This window comes from Streptomyces sp. NPDC033131, assembly GCF_055578365.1.
The window spans coordinates 16,390-33,785 of sequence record NZ_JBVIPA010000054.1; the positions used below are offsets into that span (position 1 = coordinate 16,390).

At 70.6% G+C, this 17,396-nt stretch carries 15 protein-coding genes, 1 pseudogene and 1 riboswitch; of the genes and pseudogenes, 10 read left to right on the forward strand and 6 right to left on the reverse strand.

What is annotated here, in order from left to right; genetic code table 11:
* Nucleotides 1-233 precede the first annotated feature (233 nt).
* From ACZ5XS_RS40310 to ACZ5XS_RS40330, 5 genes are all read left to right on the forward strand, one after another.
* The gene (locus ACZ5XS_RS40310; protein ID WP_468660033.1) at nucleotides 234-1,571 is read left to right on the forward strand and encodes an ABC transporter substrate-binding protein; all 1,338 of its coding nucleotides are present in this window, start codon (nucleotides 234-236) and stop codon (nucleotides 1,569-1,571) included.
* Nucleotides 1,568-2,569, forward strand: a complete 1,002-nt coding sequence (locus ACZ5XS_RS40315) for a carbohydrate ABC transporter permease (RefSeq protein WP_468660035.1) — start codon at nucleotides 1,568-1,570, stop codon at nucleotides 2,567-2,569. The genes ACZ5XS_RS40310 and ACZ5XS_RS40315 overlap by 4 nt, the downstream gene beginning before the upstream one ends.
* Entirely contained in the window at nucleotides 2,566-3,435 is an 870-nt protein-coding gene (locus ACZ5XS_RS40320; RefSeq protein ID WP_468660037.1) for a carbohydrate ABC transporter permease, read from the forward strand. The genes ACZ5XS_RS40315 and ACZ5XS_RS40320 overlap by 4 nt, the downstream gene beginning before the upstream one ends.
* 35 nt (nucleotides 3,436-3,470) lie before the next feature.
* Nucleotides 3,471-4,499 (forward strand): LacI family DNA-binding transcriptional regulator, encoded by a 1,029-nt coding sequence (locus ACZ5XS_RS40325; RefSeq protein ID WP_217235256.1) that lies wholly within the window; start codon nucleotides 3,471-3,473, stop codon nucleotides 4,497-4,499.
* Nucleotides 4,500-4,602: 103 nt separating this feature from the next.
* Complete coding sequence (locus ACZ5XS_RS40330) at nucleotides 4,603-5,415, forward strand: HAD family hydrolase (RefSeq protein WP_468660039.1); 813 nt, start codon at nucleotides 4,603-4,605, stop codon at nucleotides 5,413-5,415.
* Nucleotides 5,416-5,418: 3 nt separating this feature from the next.
* Here ACZ5XS_RS40330 and ACZ5XS_RS40335 read toward each other — a convergent pair whose 3' ends face one another.
* From ACZ5XS_RS40335 to ACZ5XS_RS40345, 3 genes and pseudogenes are all read right to left on the reverse strand, one after another.
* Nucleotides 5,419-6,159, reverse strand: a complete 741-nt coding sequence (locus tag ACZ5XS_RS40335) for a LysM peptidoglycan-binding domain-containing protein (protein ID WP_468660041.1) — start codon at nucleotides 6,157-6,159, stop codon at nucleotides 5,419-5,421.
* A gap of 5 nt (nucleotides 6,160-6,164) precedes the next feature.
* A riboswitch (cyclic di-AMP (ydaO/yuaA leader) is annotated at nucleotides 6,165-6,327 on the reverse strand.
* A 281-nt stretch (nucleotides 6,328-6,608) separates the two neighbouring features.
* On the reverse strand, nucleotides 6,609-8,657 hold the full coding sequence (locus ACZ5XS_RS40340; protein ID WP_468660043.1) for a CocE/NonD family hydrolase: 2,049 nt from the start codon (nucleotides 8,655-8,657) through the stop codon (nucleotides 6,609-6,611).
* A gap of 222 nt (nucleotides 8,658-8,879) precedes the next feature.
* Nucleotides 8,880-9,215 (reverse strand): annotated as a pseudogene (locus tag ACZ5XS_RS40345) (peptide MFS transporter); the annotation flags it as partial.
* 207 nt (nucleotides 9,216-9,422) lie between these two features.
* On the opposite strand from ACZ5XS_RS40345, the gene ACZ5XS_RS40350 reads away from it, so the two are divergent.
* From ACZ5XS_RS40350 to ACZ5XS_RS40370, 5 genes are all read left to right on the forward strand, one after another.
* Entirely contained in the window at nucleotides 9,423-10,433 is a 1,011-nt protein-coding gene (locus tag ACZ5XS_RS40350) for a polyprenyl synthetase family protein (RefSeq protein WP_468660045.1), read from the forward strand.
* Nucleotides 10,434-10,559: 126 nt separating this feature from the next.
* The gene (locus ACZ5XS_RS40355; protein ID WP_468660047.1) at nucleotides 10,560-11,492 is read left to right on the forward strand and encodes a CHRD domain-containing protein; all 933 of its coding nucleotides are present in this window, start codon (nucleotides 10,560-10,562) and stop codon (nucleotides 11,490-11,492) included.
* 245 nt (nucleotides 11,493-11,737) lie between these two features.
* Nucleotides 11,738-12,967, forward strand: coding sequence for a LolA family protein (locus ACZ5XS_RS40360; protein WP_468660049.1), 1,230 nt, complete (start codon nucleotides 11,738-11,740; stop codon nucleotides 12,965-12,967).
* A 10-nt stretch (nucleotides 12,968-12,977) separates the two neighbouring features.
* Nucleotides 12,978-13,961 carry an ABC transporter ATP-binding protein gene (locus ACZ5XS_RS40365; RefSeq protein ID WP_468660050.1) on the forward strand — a complete coding sequence of 328 codons (984 nt, stop codon included), beginning with the start codon at nucleotides 12,978-12,980 and terminating at the stop codon, nucleotides 13,959-13,961.
* Entirely contained in the window at nucleotides 13,948-14,817 is an 870-nt protein-coding gene (locus tag ACZ5XS_RS40370; RefSeq protein ID WP_468660052.1) for an ABC transporter permease, read from the forward strand. The genes ACZ5XS_RS40365 and ACZ5XS_RS40370 overlap by 14 nt, the downstream gene beginning before the upstream one ends.
* A gap of 40 nt (nucleotides 14,818-14,857) precedes the next feature.
* On the opposite strand, the gene ACZ5XS_RS40375 is transcribed toward ACZ5XS_RS40370, so the two are convergent.
* The 3 genes from ACZ5XS_RS40375 to ACZ5XS_RS40385 all read right to left on the reverse strand — a co-directional run bounded on the left by ACZ5XS_RS40375 (nucleotide 14,858) and on the right by ACZ5XS_RS40385 (nucleotide 17,301).
* Nucleotides 14,858-15,442: a flavodoxin family protein gene (locus ACZ5XS_RS40375; protein ID WP_468660054.1), complete on the reverse strand. Its 585-nt coding sequence runs from the start codon at nucleotides 15,440-15,442 to the stop codon at nucleotides 14,858-14,860.
* Between the two features lie 44 nt (nucleotides 15,443-15,486).
* On the reverse strand, nucleotides 15,487-16,668 hold the full coding sequence (locus ACZ5XS_RS40380) for an amidase (RefSeq protein WP_468660056.1): 1,182 nt from the start codon (nucleotides 16,666-16,668) through the stop codon (nucleotides 15,487-15,489).
* A 93-nt stretch (nucleotides 16,669-16,761) separates the two neighbouring features.
* Entirely contained in the window at nucleotides 16,762-17,301 is a 540-nt protein-coding gene (locus ACZ5XS_RS40385; RefSeq protein WP_468660058.1) for a DUF6668 family protein, read from the reverse strand.
* Between the last annotated feature and the right edge of the window lie 95 nt (nucleotides 17,302-17,396).

A 17,396-nucleotide genomic window follows, 5' to 3' on the forward strand; every position in this document is an offset into this window, starting at 1 on the left:
AGTTTCTGTGATCGTGCACAGTACTGATGACGGTCGGCATCCGCGAGCAACAAGTAGGTAACCCCAGGCACTCGCCATTGACAAGGGGCCGAAACAATTCTCTACTGTGCACGATCACAGAGCCGCGCGGCCCTCGCGCACAGCCCCTCGGTCACGTCCCGCAGAACCTCCCCCCACGGCGGTTGCCGCGTACGCGGGACGTTGACGAGGTCGGCTCGTCCAAGTCAGGGGAGATGAAGATGTCGATCAACCGCCGCCAGATCAGCAGGCGCAACATCCTCGCCGGGGCCGCAGCCCTCGGCCTTACCAGCACCCTCGCCGCCTGCGGCGGTTCCGACGACGAAGACTCCGGAGAGAGCAGCGGGCCGGTCAAGCTGACCTACTGGTCGTGGGCGCCCAACATGGAGAAGGTCGCCGCGATCTGGAACAAGAAGAACCCGGACATCACGGTCACGGTGTCCAAGCAGGGCAGCGGCGCCGAGATCCTCACCAAGGTGATCACGGCGAAGAAGGCCGGCAACGCGCCCGACCTGATCCAGGCCGAGTACCAGTCGCTGCCGACCCTGGTCTCCAACGACGTGCTCGCCGACATCTCGAAGTACGTCGGTGACGCCGAGGGCGACTTCGCCGCGGGCCTGTGGGACATGGTCACCCTCGGCACCGACGCGGTCTACGGCGTCCCGCAGGACTCCGGGCCGCTGATGTTCTACTACCGCGAGGACCTGTTCAAGAAGCACGGCCTGTCCGTGCCGAAGACCTGGACGGAGTTCGCCGAGACCGCGCGCGCCGCCAGGAAGGCCCTCCCGGACGCCTACCTGACCACCTTCTCCTCCAACGACCCGGGTCTGTTCGCGGGCCTCACCCAGCAGGCCGGCGCCAAGTGGTGGACGGTCGACGGCGGCGGCAAGTGGACGGTCGGCATCGACGACGCGGCCAGCCGGAAGGTCGCCGAGTTCTGGGGCGGCCTGGTCCAGGAGGGCGTCATCGACAACCAGCCGATGTACACCCCGGCCTGGAACAACGCCCTGAACAAGGGCACCCACATCGGCTGGGTCTCCGCCGTGTGGGCGCCCGGTGTGCTGGTCTCCGCCGCCCCCAAGACCCAGGGCAACTGGCGGATGGCCCCGCTGCCGCAGTGGAAGGCCGGCGACAACGTCACCGGCAGCTGGGGCGGTTCCTCCACCGGTGTCTCCACCGACTCCAAGAACGCCGAGGCCGCGGCGAAGTTCGCCCACTGGATCAACACCGATCCCGAGGCGCTGGCCGCCCTGGTCAAGGAGGTCGGCATCTACCCGGCGGCCACGAGTGGCCAGTCCGGCGACGTGCTCACCACGCCCGCCTTCTTCCCGAACCAGAAGGACTTCTACACCACGGCCGCGGAGATAGCCGCCACCACGGCCACCGCCGCCTGGGGCCCGAACGTGCAGACCGCCTACACCGCCTTCAACGACGGCTTCGGCAAGGCCACCAAGGCGAAGAAGGAGGCCCAGTTCACCTCTGCCCTCAGCACCATGCAGTCGAAGACCTTCGACGACATGAAGAAGCAGGGCTTCGAGGTGACCGAGGCATGACCAGCGCTCCGCTCAAGGGCTCCGACCGCATCACGGTCGGGCCCTTGGCGGACGGCACCGGCACCGCCAAGTCCGTCCGCCCCAGCCGCCCCCGCCGCCGTGGCCGCGGCCGCAGCGCTCCGTACTGGTTCCTGACGCCGACCCTGGTCCTGTTCGCCGCCTTCACCGTCGTCCCCATCGGGTACGCGATCTGGCTCAGCCTCCACAAGGTCCGGGTCAAGGGCATCGGGCTGGGCAAGGGCGCCCGCGAACAGGTCTGGAACGGCTTCGGCAACTACACCGAAGTGTTCCAGGACTCCGAGTTCGGCCACAGCGTGCTGCGCGCCTTCGGCTACGGCCTCATCGTCATCCCGACGATGCTCGGGCTGGCGCTGCTCTTCGCGCTGATGCTCGACACCCCGAAGGTGCGCAGCGCGCCCTTCGCACGGCTGATGATCTTCCTGCCGTACGCGGTGCCCGGCATCATCGCCGCCCTCATGTGGGGCTTCCTGTACCTCCCGGCCGTCAGCCCCTTCTACTACCTGCTGGACAAGTTCGGCCTGCCGCAGCCGGACCTGTTCGACGGCGGCAACCTGTACCTCTCCTTCGCGAACATCGCGGTCTGGGGCGGCACCGGCTTCAACATGATCGTCATCTACACCGCGCTCCGGGCGATCCCGCCGGACATCTACGAGGCCGCGCGCATCGACGGCGCGTCCGACCTCAAGATCGCACTCAGGATCAAGATCCCGATCGTCATGCCCTCCCTGGTGCTGACCTTCTTCTTCTCGGTGATCGCCACCCTCCAGGTCTTCACCGAGCCCATGGCGCTCAAGCCGCTGACCAACAGCCTCCCCTCCACCTGGAGTCCGCTGATGGCCATCTACGACAGCGCCTTCCTGAAGTCCGACATCTACGGTGCCTCCGCCACGGCGGTGGTCCTGGCCCTGGCCACCTACCTCATCTCCTTCACCCTGCTGCGCGTCTCCGACCGCTACACCCGGGAGGACCGGGCATGACCCCCCTCACCCTCACCGCCGGCAAGCCCCGCGGAGCGCGGCGCACGGCCTGGGTCCCCACCCTCGTGCTGATCCTCGGCGCGCTGTACTGCCTGGTCCCCATCGCCTGGGTGGTGATGGCGGCGACCAAGGACCGGTCGGAGCTGTTCTCCACCTTCACCTTCGCGCCCGGCACCGGCTTCTTCGACAACCTGAGCGAGCTGACCGCCTACCGGGACGGCATCTACTGGACGTGGATGGGCAACTCCGCCCTTTACGCGGGCTTCGGCGCCCTGCTGTCCGCCGCGGTCTCCGCCGGCGGCGGCTACGCGCTGGGCCGGTTCGCCTTCCGGGGGCGGGAGGTCATCTTCAAGCTGATCCTGGCCGGCGTCCTGGTGCCCAGCATCGTGCTGACCGTCCCGCAGTACCTGCTGCTGTCGAAGCTGGGCATGGCCGACTCGTACTGGTCGATGCTGCTGCCGTCCATCCTCTCCCCGTACGGCGTCTACCTGGTCCGCATCTACGCGGCCGCCGCGGTGCCCGCCGAACTCCTCGAGGCCGCCCGCATGGACGGCGCGAGCGAGTGGCGGATCTTCTCGCGGATCGCCGTACCGATGATGATGCCGGGCCTGATCACGGTGTTCCTCTTCCAGTTCGTCGCCATCTGGAACAACTTCCTGCTTCCGTACGTGATGCTGGCCGACGACACCAAGTTCCCGCTCACCCTCGGGCTCTACACCCTGCTCGCCCAGGGCGCCTCGCAGCCCGCCCTCTACACCCTGGTCATCACCGGATGCCTGCTGGCGATCATCCCGCTGATCGCGCTCTTCCTGGTGATCCAGCGGTTCTGGTCCCTGGACCTGCTGAGCGGCTCGGTCAAGGCCTGAGGCATCCGCCGACCCCACCGTCACGAACGAGGAACATGACCACCAGCGCCAACGGACGCCGCCGACCGCCCACCATCCACGACGTGGCGCGGGAGGCCGGCGTGTCGCGGGGCACCGTCTCCCGCTTCCTGAACGGCGGCCACTACGTCTCCCCGGCCGCCCGCCGGGCGGTCGAGTCCGCCATCAGGAAGACCGGGTACGTGGTCAACCGGCATGCGCGCAGCCTCAGTACGGGACGTTCGGACTCGGTGGCCTACCTCCTGACCGAGCCGCAGGAGAAGTTCTTCGAGGACCCCAACTTCAACGTGCTGCTGCGCGGTTGCACCGAGCACCTCGCCCGGCACGACATCCCGCTGCTGCTGATGCTCGCCGCGACCGACGACGACCGCCGCCGTGTGACCCGCTACATCACCTCGGGCCACGTCGACGGCGTCCTGCTGGTCTCCAGTCACAGCGGGGACCCGGTGGCCGCCGAACTGCGCGCCGCCGGAATGCCGTTGGTGGCCTGCGGCAAGCCGATGGGTCTCGGCTCCCGGGTGAGCTACGTGGCGGCCGACGACCGCGACGGGGCCCGGGAGATGGTCCGTCACCTCCTCGGCAGCGGCCGCCGCCGCATCGGCATGATCACCGGCCCGCTGGACACCCCCGGCGGCACGGACCGGCTGGCGGGCTACCGCGAGGTGCTCGCCGAGGCGGGGCTGCCCTACGACCCGGCGCTGGTGACCGAGGGCGACTACCGCCGCACCGGTGGCGAGCAGGCGGCCCACCGGCTGCTCGCCCAGGCCCCCGACCTGGACGCGGTGTTCGTCGCCTCCGACCTCATGGCCCAGGGAGTCGTCAACGCACTGCAGCAGAGCGGCCGTTCGGTCCCCGATGACATCGCTGTCGGCGGCTTCGACGACTCTCCCGCGGCGACCGCCATCACCCCCGCCCTCACCACCGTCCGTCAGCCCTTCGAGCGCATCAGCGCCGAGATGGTCCGCATGCTGCTCGCGCAGATCGCGGGGGAGGACACGTCGGGAGTGATACTGCCCACGGAACTGGTGGTACGGGACTCCGCGTGAGCGCGCCAACTGCCGTAACCGGAGCAGGCGTCAACGCATGTGAAGGCTGTAGCCGTCCGGTTCGCGTCGAGTCGCCGGGGCGTTCCATCCGTATTCTCTGATCATGGCCGCACCCACCGCATATTCACTCATCGCCACCGACCTGGACGGAACGCTGCTCCGAGGCGACGACACCCTCTCCGACCGGTCGCTCGCCGCGCTCGCGCGGGTGGCGGCGGCCGGGGCCCGGCATCTGGTGGTGACCGGCCGCCCGGCGCCCAGAGTGCGGCCGCTCCTCGACGACCTGGGCAGCGAGGGGCTCGCGGTGTGCGGGCAGGGCGCGCAGGTGTACGACGCCGGCGCGGACCGTCTGCTGTGGTCGGTCACCCTGGACCGGGAGCTGGCCGAGACCGCGCTCGGCAAGATCGAGGCCGAGATCGGCCAGGTGTACGCGGCCGTCGACCAGGACGGCGTGGACGGGCTGACCCTCATCGAGCCGGGCTATCTGATGCCCCACCCGACCCTGCCCGCGGTACGGGTCGGGCGGCGCGACGACCTGTGGAGCGCGCCCATCAGCAAGGTGCTGCTGCGCCATCCCGATCTGTCCGACGACGAGTTGGCGGCCACGGCCCGCGGAGTGATCGGCTCCCTGGCGACGGTCACCATGTCGGGTCCCGGGACCGTCGAACTCCAGCCATGCGGCATCACCAAGGCGACGGGCCTCGCCCTGGCCGCCGACCATCTGGGCCTCGGGCCCGAACACACCATCGCCTTCGGGGACATGCCCAACGACATCCCCATGTTCGACTGGGCCGCGCACGGCGTCGCCATGGCCAATGCCCACCCCGAACTCCAGTCCGTGGCCGACGAGATCACGTCGTCCAACGAGGACGACGGCGTCGCCGTCGTCCTCGAGAGACTGTTTCCGCTCCGGTAGGGCTCAGTACGCCCCGAAGACGTTGTCGATCGAGCCGTACCGCGCGGCCGCGTAGTTGCAGGCCGCGGTGATGTTCGCGACCGGGTCGTACGGGTCCCACGACGTGCCGTCCACGTGGTAGGCCTGGAAGGTCGGGTCGATGGTCTGGAGCAGGCCCTTGGACGGGGTGCCCGCGGCGGCGTTGGAGTCCCAGTTGTTGATGGCCTGGGGGTTGCCGGACGACTCGCGCATGATGTTGCGGTGAATGCTGTCGTACGAGCCCGGAATTCCCTTCTGCGCCATGATGTCCATCGCTTCGCGGATCCAGCCGTCGAGGTTGTTCGCGTACGTCTTGACGGAAGCCTGGGTGGCCTGGGTGGCCTTGGCCGCGGACTGGGCGGGCTTCTTGGCGGGCGTGCTCGTCTTCTTGGCCGTTCTGACCGTCAGGTCGACACCGGTGTGGATCAGCCGGGGGTTGTCGCCGATGACCTCGCGGTTGTCCTTGTAGAGCTGCTGCCAGCCGCCGGGGGTGTCGTACGTGTCCGCGATGTCGTAGAGCGTGTCGCCCTTGACCGTGGTGTACGTGACGGACTTGACCTGCGCTGCGGCCTGCGCGGCGGCGGGGGCCTTGGCCGGCTGCGCGGCGCTCGCGGTGGTCGCGCTCAGGAGCGGGAGGGCGAGGGCGGCGATGCCTGTGCCGGCTGTGACGACGCCTCGGGTGAACGGGTTGGTGCGGGGGCGGCTGTGCTTGCCTCGTGCGGCCATGGCGCTGTTCCTCTCCGGCGCCTACGAGGTGAGCTGTCGGGTTCGGGCGGGAGCTGCCCGGCCGCGTCGCCGTGAGGCGGCGCGACTTCACCCCTAGCCGTACCGGCGTGAGCCCGGAACGGCGACTTACCTGGTTCCCCCGCTCCTGCCGTGCGGTGATGGTCGATGAGTGTCCTGTTGGGCGGCGGCAGGATTAGGCGTCCGCCCGACAGGCCCGGAACGTATGCGAGAGCACATGTCCGTAACAAGTGGCGGAATCACACATCGACCTGTTGACCTTGGTCTGAGGCATATGGGGCGCTTGATCCTTTGCGGTTGCCAAGACTCAACTGGCGCACCGCGCAAGGCGGAAAGCGGGCCGGTGGCGCCGGGGCCGAAAACGGGCGCGAGTGACCCAACTCACGCGCGTTCGCAAGGGTGTCAAATCGGGCAATGAGCCCAACTCGTAGTCAACCGGCCGTCCGTGGGATCCGCTTCTCCCAGGTCCGGTGGAAGACCACCTCGCCGCCGTCCGTGCACACGACCTCGTTTGAGGTGAAAAAGCCCGTTTCATCACATCCGAGCTCCGACCGGGTACGGACCGCCGTGTCCCAGGCGAGCTCCGGGCGGTGCAACCGGACCGACCAGTCCGAGCGGGCACGGGCCGACAGCGGGTCCGACTCGTTGATCGTGTACGTCTCCAGCGCTTCCTCGGTGCATTCCAGGCCATCGGGATACACGCGGGTGCCGCCGATGGGGGTCCCCCCGCTCGAGCGAAGTCGAGAGTGGGGGAGCGGGTCGACCTCCAGTCGCCACTCACCTTTGGCCACATCGCGGACGACCAGCCGCTCCGGTCGCGGTTCGTCCAGCGTGACCGGGGAATTGACGCCCAGCGGCGCGGAGTGCTCCGGTTCCTCGAAGGTGATGCCGGTGCCCGAGGTGGTGCCGGAGCCGGATTCCCCGGTCCGCACCGGGAGTTCGAGGAAACTGCCCTCCGGGTCCAGTGTGAAGCCCGCCGCCGAGCCGGGCTGCGGCCAGATCCACGGCCAGTACGCGGAGGAGACCGAGAGGCGGATGCGGTGGCCGGCCGGGAAGGCGTGACCGATGCCGTTCAGCTCGAACTCCACGTCCTGAGTGACACCCGGCTCCCAGGGCACCACCTGGTCCCGCCCCTGCCGCGCCGACAGGTTCAGCACGCCGCGGGTGACCAGGGTCGACGAGTCGTCCGGGGCCACGTCACAGACGCGGGCGATCACCTGCCCGCGCGGCACCTCGGAGGTCAGCCTGAGCCGTACCTTCGGCCGCCCCAACACCCAGGTCTCCTCGGCGGCTTCGAACTCGAAGCACACCGACCTGCCGTCCTCCTCGCGCTGGTCGGGCGGCAGGTCGGCGTCGTTCCCGAAGGGGAGGAAACGGCCGGCGTCGATGCCCGTGTGCTGCGGGGAGCGGACCAGGAAAGGGGCGCCCTGAAGGCCGTACGAGATCGTCGTGACGTTGGGGGAGGGCCAGTCCGGCTCGCCGACCCAGCGGCCGGGAAGGGTGTCGTAGACCGTGGCCGGGGGGTGGGAGTCGGTGACGTAGGCGCGCAGGAGAGGTTCCGACATCGCGCCCGTGTCCTTGCCCTTGAGCCAGTGGTCCCACCAGCGCAGGGTCTCCTGAAGGAAGCCGATGGCCGGGCCGGGCGGCAGGCCGCGGTCCGGGTACTGGTGGGACCAGGGGCCGATCAGGCCGCGGACCCGGCCGGCCGGCAGGTGCTCCACGAGGCGCAGGACCGTGTCGCGGTACGGGTCGTGCCAGCCGCCGACCGCGAGGACGGCGGCGTCGATCGCGCCGTAGTCCTCGCAGACGCTGCCGTGGCGCCAGTAACGGTCCCGGGTCTGGTGGTCGAGCCAGGTGTGGATGAGAGGGGCGGTCTCCTCCAGGCGCTTGAGCCACATGTCCCGCCAGCCCTCGCCGACGTACCGCGGGTCCGGCGGGCGGGAGCCGAAGGCCAGCATGGTGGCCGCCCATGCGTGCATGTCCACCGCGAGGACGGAACCTCCCATGTAGTGCACGTCGTTGTCATAGCGGTCGTCGGTGGAGCAGACCGTGACGATCGCCTTGAGCGGCTCGGGAGCGAGGGCCGCGATCTGGAGGGAGTTGAAGCCGCCCCAGGAGATGCCGAACATGCCGACCTTGCCGTCGCACCAGGGCTGCGCCGCCAGCCAGTTGACGACTGCGACCCCGTCGGCCAGTTCCGTCGCCGAGTACTCGTCACCGGGGATGCCCTCGCTGTTGCCGTGTCCGCGCACGTCCACTCGTACGGAGGCGTAACCGTGGCCCGCGTACCAGGGATGGCGTTGCCAGTCGCGGGGCGCGGTCCAGTCGGTCAGACGGTAGGGCAGGTATTCGAGGATCGCGGGTACTGGTTCGTCCGTGAGGGGACGCCACACGCGCGCGTAGAGGAGGGTCCCGTCCGACAGCGGGATGCGGAGGTCCTCGTGGGCCGTCTCGTAGGGGAAGGACGTACGGATGTGCATGAGCGTGACCCCGTGAGTTCAGTGGACCGGGTGCATGGTGCGCCGCGGCCGCGGCGCCGCGGTCATGACCGCCCGACCCGCGGCCACCGCGACGGCGCCGTCGACGCCGAAGTGGGCGGGCTTGGAGACGTCGTCGTAGAGCTTCACCGTCTGGGCCGTCAGGAGGAACGGCAGACCGCCGAGGACGACACCGATCGCGATCCTGTGGGAGGCGTGCGGCCGGCCGTGGCCCATCCAGGTCATGGTGGTGCTGGGGACGGCCATGGAGTAGTGGCCGCAGGTGATCAGTACGCCGCCCCACAGCACCGCCCGGTACGAGCCGAGGACGCGGGCGGCGGCGACGGAGGCGGCGGTACCCGGCGACATGCCCATGTCGCCGTGGGCCACCGTGTCGGCGAAGGAGAGGACGAGGATGGCCTGCATGCCGAGGAACGAGAAGCGCTCCCAGACCTCGAGACCGGAGGGCGTGAGCAGGCGCTTGGGCTGAACGAGGAAGGCGGTGTCGTCCTCGGGCGGCGGCTTACCGCCGGGCGGGGTATCGACGGTGGTTCGGGACACGCTCCACTACTTCCATGTAAGTCGATAGATATCCGTTCTTTTCAAGTGATCAAAAACATACCCGCCGCGATCCGATACCGCCCGGGCTGGACGGACGGGCGCTATCGGTGATCGAAACGTGACCGGATACGCTGACTTGAGTGATAGCAGCGACCTATCGACAAACCGTGTAATCGCCAGTGGACACCAGCAGACAGGAGACCCCTCGTGACCGTCGTCGGGCCGTTCGGGCTGAGCGTGCGGGACCAGGCTCTGGAAGCCGATGTCCAGGCCGGATTGGCGGCTGTCGAGGAGGGACTGCTCGAAGCCACCAAGAGTGAGGTCCCCTTCATCACGGAGGCCGCCCAGCACCTGGTACGGGCGGGCGGAAAGCGGTTCCGGCCGCTCCTCGTGATGCTTGCCGCCCAGTTCGGGGACCGCTACGCGCCGGGGATCGTGCCCTCGGCGGTGGTGGTGGAGCTGACCCACCTGGCAACGCTGTACCACGACGACGTGATGGACGAGGCCGAGGTACGGCGCGGGGTCGCCAGCGCCAACGCCCGCTGGGGCAACTCGGTCGCCGTCCTCACCGGCGACTTCCTGTTCGCGCGCGCCTCGCACATCCTCGCCGACCTCGGCCCCGAGGCGGTCCGGGTCCAGTCCGAGGCGTTCGAGCGGCTGGTCACCGGGCAGATCCTGGAGACGGCCGGCCCGACGGACGGCCGGGACCCGGTCGAGCACTACCTCGACGTGCTGGGCGGCAAGACGGGCTCCCTGGTGGCCGTGGCGTGCCGGTTCGGCGCGATGATGTCGGGCGCCGACGAGACGGTCGTCGACGTGCTGACGCAGTACGGCGAGCGGCTGGGCGTCGCCTTCCAGCTCGCGGACGACGTCCTGGACATCGCGTCCGACTCCCACGAGTCCGGGAAGACGCCGGGCACGGATCTGCGTGAGGGCATCCGGACCCTTCCGGTCCTGCGGCTGCGGGAGCGGGCGGAGCGCCTGGGGCTGGCCGAGGACATCGCGCTGTGCGAGCTGCTGGACTCCGACCTGACCGACGACGCACGGCACGCGCAGGCGCTGGCGGAGCTGCGGGCGCATCCCGCGCTCGAGCAGGCGCGGCGGGACACGGTCCGGTACGCGCAGGACGCGCGGGCGGCACTGGCTCCGCTGCGGGAGTGCGACGCGAAGGCCGCGCTGATGGAGATGTGCGAAGCGGTGGTGCACCGGGCCGGATGACGGTCTGGCAGTGACGCAGGTCACTCGCGCGGGACTGATCCCGCGTGAGACCGCTCCCGTATGCATGCCCAGAAGCTGACGCAGGGTGTGTCGGCTGCGAAACGGGAAGAAAACTCCATCATGGGCATGAGCACGACGTCCGCGAAACGCCGTACCACCCTGCTCCTCACCGCCGCCGTCCTGACCACCGTCGGCGGTGTCGCAGCCACCACGGTTCCCGCCGTCGCCGCCGAAGACGGCGGCACCGTCCTCGCCGCGAGCCTCAGGGGCGCCAACGAGGTGCCCGTCGAGGGCGGACCCGCCGTCGGCGACAAGGACGGCGCGGCGCTCCAGTTCGTCAAGGTCGACGGCGACAAGGTCTCCGTCGCCGTCAAGTGGCGCGGCACCGACAAACCGACCGCCCTCCACGTCCACCAGGGCGCCAAGGGCACCAACGGCGGCGTCCGCATCGACTTCACCGGCCTCCTGAAGAGCAACGGCAAGGGCCGTACCGTCACCGGCACCGTCAAGGTCAAGGACGCGGCACTGCTCGACGCCCTCAGGAGCGACCCCGGCTCCTTCTACGCCAACCTGCACACCGCCGCGTTCCCGGGCGGAGCCGTCCGGGGCCAGCTCCACAAGGTCACCGTCGCCGCCTTCGACTTCCGCGACGCCCTGCACAACTTCCAGGCCTCCGTCCGCAAGGGCAGGCAGATCTACGAGTGCAAGCCGGTCGAGGGCGGTTCACCCGCCTTCGCCCAACGGGACGTCAGCGCCGTGCTCGGCGGCGGCATCGCGCACTCCTTCGTGCAGCCCAACTCCGGTACGCCGCAGTGGATCGCGCCCGACCGCAGCGCGGTCACCGGGGCGGTCATCTCCCGGACGCCCAACGGGAACGGCAACATCCCCGAACTCGACCTCAGGGCCACCCGGTCCGGCAAGGACCGTGGCCTGTTCGCCGGCGTCACGGAGATCCTGCGGCTGAACACCGTCGGCGGCGTCGCCCCGGCCGGCTCCTGCACGACGGGCACGATCGTCGGCGTGCCGTACCAGGCCGACTACGTGTTCCTGCGCGGCTGAGTCGCCGACCGAGGAGGGGGCGGCGTCACCCCGACCCCTACGGGTCGGGGGAGGCGCCGCCTCCCTTTGTCATACCGCAGGTGTACGTGGAGTTGAGTCCGGGGTCTGACGCTTCTTCCTGGCCGATTTGGTCAGATGGACACCAGGGAAAACACCACTCCTCACCGATTCGGGTGAGAATGGCGGCTACGGGGTGGACGTAAGGGAGTTGGGCAGCCGCCGCCGACGACGGAGGTAAGGCACACATGGCACCGTACGAAACCGACGACAGCACGACCGCCGCGGAAGCCGACGACCGGCCCGCGGGGCGCCGCAGGGCCGCACGGTACGTCGTCCCGGTCGCGGTGGTGGGGGTGGCGGCGGCGACCATCGGGCTCGTCCCGGCGCTCGCCGACTCCGGCGACCCCGACCTGCCGAAGATCAGCGCACAGGCACTCATCGAGAAGATCGCCGCCTCGGACGTGCAGCAGCTGTCCGGCACGGTGAAGATCAGCACGGACCTCGGACTGCCCGACCTCGGCGGCCTGGAGAGCAGCCTGACCTCCGGCGCCATGGGCCCGGACGACGGCGGTTCCTCGGCCGACCCGACCACCAAGCTCACCGAGCTCGCGTCCGGCACGCACACCCTGCGGGTCGCCGCCGACGGCCCCGACCGGCAGAAGCTGTCGCTGCTGGAGAGCGGCTCCGAGTACAGCGTGATCCACGACGGCAAGGACGTCTGGGGCTACGACAGCAAGTCCAACGAGGTCTACCACGCCACCGCGTCCGACAGCGCGGCGGCCGAGAAGGAGAAGGAGAGGGACGTCCCGGCCACGCCCAAGGACCTCACCGAGGAGGCCCTGAAGGCGGTCGACGACACCACCTCCGTGACCGTCGACGGCACCGCGCAGGTCGCGGGCCGCGATGCCTACCGGCTCGTCGTCAAGCCCAAGGGCAGCGGGTCCACGGTCGGCCAGATCACCGTGGCCGTCGACGCGAAGACCGGGCTGCCGCTCAAGTTCACGCTGACTCCGGCGAGCGGCGGCGCCGCCGTCATCGACGCCGGCTTCACCCAGGTCAGCTTCGCCAAGCCGGCCGCGTTCACGTTCGACTTCACGCCGCCCAAGGGCGCGAAGGTCACCGAGGGCGACGCCGTCGAGCACGACGGGCGCGGCGCGCACGGCAAGCACGACGGGGCGGGCGCGAAGCCCGAGGAAGACCTCGGCAAGAGCCTCGACGGCCTCAAGGTCATGGGCGAGGGCTGGAACTCCGTCGCCACCTTCGACACCGGCGGCGAGGGCATGCCCTCCGGCTCCGAGGCCGGCGGCGACATGGGCGGCTTCCTCGACTCCCTCGGCGACAAGGTGACCGGCAGGTTCGGCTCGGGCACGGTCTTCTCGACCCGCCTGGTCAACGCGCTGATCACCGACGACGGCAAGGTCTATGTCGGCGCGGTCACCAAGGACGCCCTGGTGAAGGCCGCGAACGCCGGGTAGTAAGGCAGCCATGAGCGAAACGCCGGCCACGGGGCCGGAGCGGGAGCAGGAGGGCGCGGGTGACGGCGTGATCGTCACCCGCGCCCTCACCAAGCGCTACCGGGGCGGGCAGCTCGCCGTCGACGGTCTCGACCTGACCGTCCCGGCGGGCAGCGTCTTCGGCTTCCTCGGTCCGAACGGCTCCGGCAAGACCACCACCATCCGCATGCTGATGGGCCTCATCGAGCCCACCTCCGGCTCGGCCCACGTGCTGGGCCGGCCCATGCCGCGCTCGGTGCGCGCGGTCCTCCCGCACGTGGGCGCGCTCATCGAGGGACCTGCCCTGTACGGCTTCCTCTCCGGCCGCGACAACCTGCTGCGCTACGACGCCGCCGACCCGGCCGCCGACCCGCGCACCCGGCGCACCCGCGTCGCGGCGGCGCTGGACCGGGTCGGCCTCGCGGCGGCGGCCGGCAAGAAGGCGAAGGCGTACTCGCTCGGCATGAAGCAGCGGCTCGGCCTCGCCGCCGCGCTGCTCCAGCCCCGCAGGCTGCTCGTCCTGGACGAGCCGACCAACGGACTCGACCCGCAGGGCATGCGCGAGATCCGTTCCCTGATCAGGGAGCTGGCCTCGGACGGCACGACGGTCTTCCTCTCCTCCCACCTCCTCGACGAGATCGAGCAGGTCTGCACGCACGCGGCGGTGATGGCCCAGGGCCGCCTGATCACCCAGGGCTCGGTGGCCGACCTGGCGGCGGGCACCCGCGGCAGGCTCGTCGTGACGACCCCGGACCCGGCCGACGCGGCCCGGACACTGAAGGAGCAGGGCGCGGCCGACGTCGTCATCGCCGAGGACCGGGTGAGCGCCGAGCCGCCCCAGGACCGCGATCTGGCCGAGGTGAACGCCGCGTTGGTGACGGCGGGCGTCCGCGTCCGCGGCTTCGGCGTCGAACGGGCCTCGCTGGAGGACGCGTTCGTGGCGCTGACGGGAGAGGGCTTCGATGTCGCAGGCTGAAGCGGTACGCAAGCCGAGCGTGCTGTGGACCTTCGGGCTCCTCCGCGACGAGCTGTGGACCACCTTCCGGCGCTGGCGCACACTCGCCCTGCTGGGCGTGCTGGCCGCCGTGCCGGTCCTCGTCGGGATCGCCGTGAAGATGGAGACGAGCGACGGATCGGGGCCCGGCGGTGGCGGCGGCGGAGGCCCGGCGTTCATCTCGCAGATCACCAACAACGGCCTGTTCCTGGTCTTCACCGCGCTCGCCGCGACGCTTCCCTTCTTCCTGCCGATGGCCATCGGCGTCATCGCGGGCGACTCGATCGCGGGTGAGGCCAACGCGGGCACCCTCCGCTACCTCCTGGTCGCCCCCGCCGGCCGCACCCGCCTGCTGCTCACCAAGTACGCGACCGTGCTGGCCTTCTGCCTGCTCGCCACCCTGGTGGTCGCGGTCTCGGCCCTGACGGTCGGGGCGCTGCTCTTCCCGCTGGGTGACCTGACGACCATCTCCGGCACGCAGATCGGCTTCGCCGAGGGCCTGGGCAGAGCCCTGCTGATCGCCCTGGCCGTCGCCGCGTCACTGGTGGGCATGGCGGCCCTGGGCCTGTTCGTCTCGACGCTGACCAGCAGCGGTATCGCGGCGATGGCGACCACGGTCGGCCTGCTGATCACCATCCAGATCCTGGACCAGATCCCCCAGCTGCACGCGATCCAGCCGTACTTCTTCTCCCACTACTGGCTGTCCTTCGCCGACCTCATGCGCGAGCCGGTCTACTGGGACGACCTGGTGAGGAACCTCGGCCTGCAGGCCCTGTACGCGGCGGTGTTCGGCTCGGCGGCGTGGGCGCGGTTCACGACGAAGGACATCGGCTCCTAGCGGTCACTCCGCTCGCAGCCGTCACTCCGCCTTCCGGCCGTCACTCCGTCTCGTACGGGAAGCGCGCGAGCGGCGCCTCTCGTGCGAAGAACGTCTTGGCGCGGGTCAGGGCCCCGGTGTCCTTCAGTACGTCACCGGGCTTGCTGCCGTTGCCGAGCAGCACACCGCCGAAGCGCATGCCCATGTAGGCGGCCGAGTTGTTGAGCGTGCCGACCAGCGGGTCGGCGACCTCCCCCTCCTCGTGCGCGAGCGCGGTGACGCCCCACAGCGTGCGTCCGGCCAGCGTGGCCTTGAAGTCCACGCCCGGGGTGCGCAGCCAGCCCGCCCAGAAGTCCAGGTAGCGCTTGACGGGGGCGGAGACCGAGTACCAGTACAGCGGGGACGCGATCACGATGTCCGTCGCCGCGAGCGTCGCGTCGAGCAGCAGTGCCGCGTTGCCCTCCGTCGGACGGGTGTGGTCACTGTCGTGCCGCAGGTCCACGTAGTCGGGCAGCGGATGCTCGGCGAGGCTGATCCATCGCTGCTCGACGTCGGCGGGAAGTTGCTCGGCGGCCCTGCGGGCCAGCATCTCGGTGTTGCTCTCGGTGCGGTTGCTGCCCAGGACGAACAGGAAGCGGCGGGTCATGGGGTCCCCCAGTGGTCGGCGTACGACAACATCATGCGTCTGCATTATATGCATACGCAATCAATGGGGGCAATGTGCTCGACGGTCCGGAGCAGCAGGTCCTCCCGTCCGTGCGGTGCCACGATCTGCAGCCCGACCGGACACCCGTCGCCGCCGAACCCCGCCGGGATGCTGGCCGCCGGGTGCCCGCTCAGGTTGAACGCCCAGGTCAGGGCGGTCGAGTAGCGGTCGCCTGGACCTTCGTGGCCGTGCGGCGGGTTGGGGGTCGTCGGGGTCAGCAGCAGCTCCGCGTCGGCGAAGAGGGCGGCCAGACGGCGGTCGTTCTCCGCGCGGACGCGGTGGACGGAGGCGAGGTCCGCGCCGGGGGAGCGGAGGGCGAGCCAGGCCGGGGCCGGGTCTTCGAGGCGAAGGGGCGCGGACGGCCGTACGAGCCGTAGGGCGCCGGATTCCGTGAGGCGTACGGCCGCGGCGTGGGCGACCGCCGCGATGTCCGGGTCGGGGCCGGCGAAGCCGAGGTCGGGGGACCAGACGGCGGTGGCGGCAGCTCGGCCGCCCGGCCCCGGGGCGTCACCCGAGACCACCTGCCAGTACGCCGCCGCGTCCGAGGCACACCGGGTCAGCACGCCGGGCGCCGTGAGCCCCGTACGGTCGGCCGTCGGCAGCCTTCCACCCGTGACCTTCAGCCCCAGCACACCGCACCACGCCGCCGGGATCCGCACCGACCCCGCCCCGTCGCTCCCGGTCGCGAGCGGCACCAGCCCGGCGGCCACCGCGGCGGCCGACCCGGCCGAGGAACCACCCGGCGTACGGTCGGCCCGCCAGGGGTTGACGGTACGGCCACGGGCGCCAAGTCCCCAGGTCTGCCAGGGAGTTCCGGGACCGGGTACGGCCGTCGCACCCACCGCCACACACCCGGCCGCCAGCAGCGGAGCCGCCGTACGCAGCCCGCGCCGGCCCTTCACCCCGATCGGCACCCCGGCCAACGGCAGCCCCTCACCCGCCGCGGCCCGCCCGTCCACCTCCTCCGCCCGCCGCAACGCCTCCTCGCCCCACACCTCGGCGAACGCGCACAACTCCGCGTCCAGCCGACCGATGCGCTCCAGCGCCGCCGCGACCACGTCGACGGCACGCAGCGCACGCGACCGTACGGCGGCAGCGGTCTCCTGCGCGGAGAGCTCGGCGAAGTCGGAGGGGAAGGAGCGGTTCGCGGACCCGGCGGCTGTCATACGGCGATTGTCCGCAATAAGGGTGAGCGGGGCTGGACTTGGGGCAGTCGTGCGTGGGGCGGGCGAGCGGCAGGGCGCTCGGCTCACCCGACGTCAGTGGTGCCGGCCCGCCGCCGTGAGGCGGGTCAGCGCCTCGGTACCGCGCGGCGGCGCCCCGCTCAGGTCGCCAAGACGCCAGTCCGCCACCCAGGGCACGCGGTGCACGCCGATCGCCGACTCGATGGCCTTGATCCGCTGGGCGAGAGGGCGCGGCAGCCGGCCGGGCGCGTCGGCGACCAGGACGACGGCGTCGAGGTGGAGGCCGGGCGGAGTCCCGCGCTGCCGGAAGAGCTCCAGGGCGCGCTGGGCGGCGCTGAGCCCGGCCTCGTGCGTACGGGCGACGAGCAGGACCGACCTCGGGTCGGCCGAGCCCGGCCAGTCGCGTCCGCAGTCGTGGCCGCCGTAGACGGTGGCGAGGGTCGTGGTCCCGGCACCGCCGTGCACGCCCACGAAGGAGTGGCGCCGGGGTGGGGCGGAGGCGTGGGAGGGCTGCGGCGGCCACCCGCTCTGCCGTGCGGCCACCGGTCCGCGGAGCCAGATCTCGGGCCCTCGCCGCTTCTCCGTCGGTACGCCCGCATCCGCGTCCGTCCGCATGCCCACGACCTCCCTCGTCAACCCGGACACCCCGCTGCTACCCGGCGACACGCACGGCATCCCGAACCTGTCCTGACGAGGCATGAGTTCCTGGA